The organism is Onishia taeanensis, from assembly GCF_013349955.1.
GTDB lineage: Bacteria > Pseudomonadota > Gammaproteobacteria > Pseudomonadales > Halomonadaceae > Onishia > Onishia taeanensis_B.
Map to the genome: position 1 here is coordinate 1 of NZ_JABVXC010000031.1, position 2,148 is coordinate 2,148.

At 51.9% G+C, this 2,148-nt stretch carries 4 protein-coding genes; all 4 read right to left on the reverse strand.

Annotated features, from left to right (window positions below; genetic code table 11):
• Positions 1 to 535: hypothetical protein (locus HUS66_RS17285; protein ID WP_175072433.1), on the reverse strand; the 535-nt coding region annotated here is incomplete at its 3' end.
• Positions 536 to 789: 254 nt separating this feature from the next.
• Positions 790 to 1,371, reverse strand: a complete 582-nt coding sequence (locus tag HUS66_RS17290) for a hypothetical protein (RefSeq protein ID WP_175072434.1) — start codon at positions 1,369 to 1,371, stop codon at positions 790 to 792.
• Positions 1,368 to 1,661 (reverse strand): hypothetical protein, encoded by a 294-nt coding sequence (locus HUS66_RS17295; protein ID WP_175072435.1) that lies wholly within the window; start codon positions 1,659 to 1,661, stop codon positions 1,368 to 1,370. The genes HUS66_RS17290 and HUS66_RS17295 overlap by 4 nt, the downstream gene beginning before the upstream one ends.
• 49 nt (positions 1,662 to 1,710) lie before the next feature.
• Positions 1,711 to 2,148: hypothetical protein (locus HUS66_RS17680; RefSeq protein WP_217488175.1), on the reverse strand; the 438-nt coding region annotated here is incomplete at its 5' end.

Genomic DNA, 2,148 nt, shown 5'->3' on the forward strand with positions numbered 1-2,148 from the left:
AGCGAACTGATGGCGAAGTACCATGAAGCTCCGTCATCGATTCATTGACCGTGTTGCACTCAGAAGCTGCATCCGCCAAGCTTTCTCCCCAAAGATCCTTTTTCGTAAAAGGGATTTTTCTGGCTTCGGGCGACTCCTCGGGCACAAAAGTATCTTTGGTCTCCCCAAACGCCAGAGTAAAATATTCGCCCTCGAACGGTGTTTTTCGATCGTGTTGGAACAGCTTGACCGGATAGAGCGCCGTGCGACCCAGCTCGAAGCGGCGCAGCACCTCGGCGAAACGGGCGGAGACGATCCAGAAACCACCGCAGAAAATATCCGGGACTGTCTTGAATCGTTCATAGCTGCTGGTCACATACATCTCTTTCGGAAAACGCTCGACAGGTAACTGCTCTCCAAGCTTGGCCCGCTTCATAGCATCGACGGCATTATCTTCATCAGTTAAATAATTATCAGGGTCGAAGGCGTAAATCAGTTCGCTATCGGTGAAGCAGTTAGTAGCCCAAACACAGGCATCTACGGTTTTCCAGCTCATCGTTAGGTTCCTCTCTTTAACTTCCTTGGGTGGTGATCGTCAGGTGATACGTCGCACTTCGCACTCTCTCAAAAGCAGAGTGGTCAACGCCCTTTGTGAGGGGCGTTGGCGATTCGGCTCTTGAACGTCGGTTAAACGTGGTACTCTCAGCTATGATCCCGCCCCTCTCGATAAAGGGACTATATTTAGCGCTGGTGACTCACACCTGCTCAATCACTCGGCAACGGTAAGGTTTTAATCCTTGAGACAAATTTTCAGTCTTGAGTGCCTGAACCAAACGATCGCTTATAAAAAAACATTGCCTTATTTTTTTCCATCCATAAATCAACGCCTTGCAAAGCATCATCACTTAGCGCCAACCCATTATCTTCACGCCCTAGACTCGCAACCCAAAGATTCTTTTTCGTGAAAGGGAATTTCATGGCCTCGGGCGACTCCTCCGGCACAAAGGTATCCCTGGTCTCGCCGAAGGCCAGGGTAAAGTACTCGCCTTCGAACGGTGTTTTTCGGTCGTGTTGGAACAGCTTGACCGGATAGAGCGCCGTCTTTCCAAGATCAAAACGACGTAGCACTGCCGCGAAACGGGCGGACACTACCCAAAACCCGCTCGTAAAGATATCCGGCACTGAGGTTATGTTGTCGAATTCGCTGGCCACGTACATCTCCCTCGGAAAGCGCTCGGCAGGCATCGGCTCCCCTCTCACTGCACGATCCATGGTCTCCGCAGCACTCTCCTCATCCTCCAAACTTTTATCGGAGCGAATGGCATACATCAGTTCGGAATCGGTCAGGCAGTTGGTGGCCCAAACACAGACATCTACGGTTTTCCAGCTCATCGTTGTTTTCCTCCAGTGGCGATCGCCTGGCGCCCCGCCTCCATCTGCGCCGCCAGGTCGTCGATGCCCAGTGATCCGCTCATCCAGCCATCGGGCAGCAAACGGGCGGCCTGGTTGATATTGGCTTTGGCGGCCCCTTGAGTAGCCGCATCGACACTCGTGGTGGTAAATGCCTTCTGGACATCGGAGTCCATGGCCAGCTCGGCGATCCTCTCTCTGAATGCCGTATAATCGCCTGAAGACTGAGGCTCAACGTCATTCGCAATAGCATTGGAATTATCGGTTGCCATCCTTTTTCCTCCTGCGCATATGGTCTATCAATATTTCAAGCACTTGATATCAAGCGCTTGTCCTCAAACACTTCGTCGACAAGGCATTGATCATCATCCACACGACTACCCAGGCGCCACACCAGGAAAAATATTGCACCAGTAGCGCCAGCGGCCAGTGATTGGTCAGGAGCAGTATGATGTCGTCCCCTCGGGTTCCAACGGGTTCCCCTCCAATGGCAGTGATAGCGAAAATCGGGACTACAACACACATAATTAACAGCCCCGCGAATATGACAATCCATCTCCCGAAAGAGAAGTCCAGGGGGCTTTGCGGCGGGTGTAACGCCTGCTTAATGTTCCGAAAACTCTCCACGTAAAAGCAAAACCAGTGCGCTACGAAGTAGACAAAAACAATGAAATAGGTGGTTAGCATTCCCCGCAGCAGATACACCGTCTCTAGGCCCTGTACAGGGTCGGGGTAGACGAAGTCATTGTCCCAATCGAA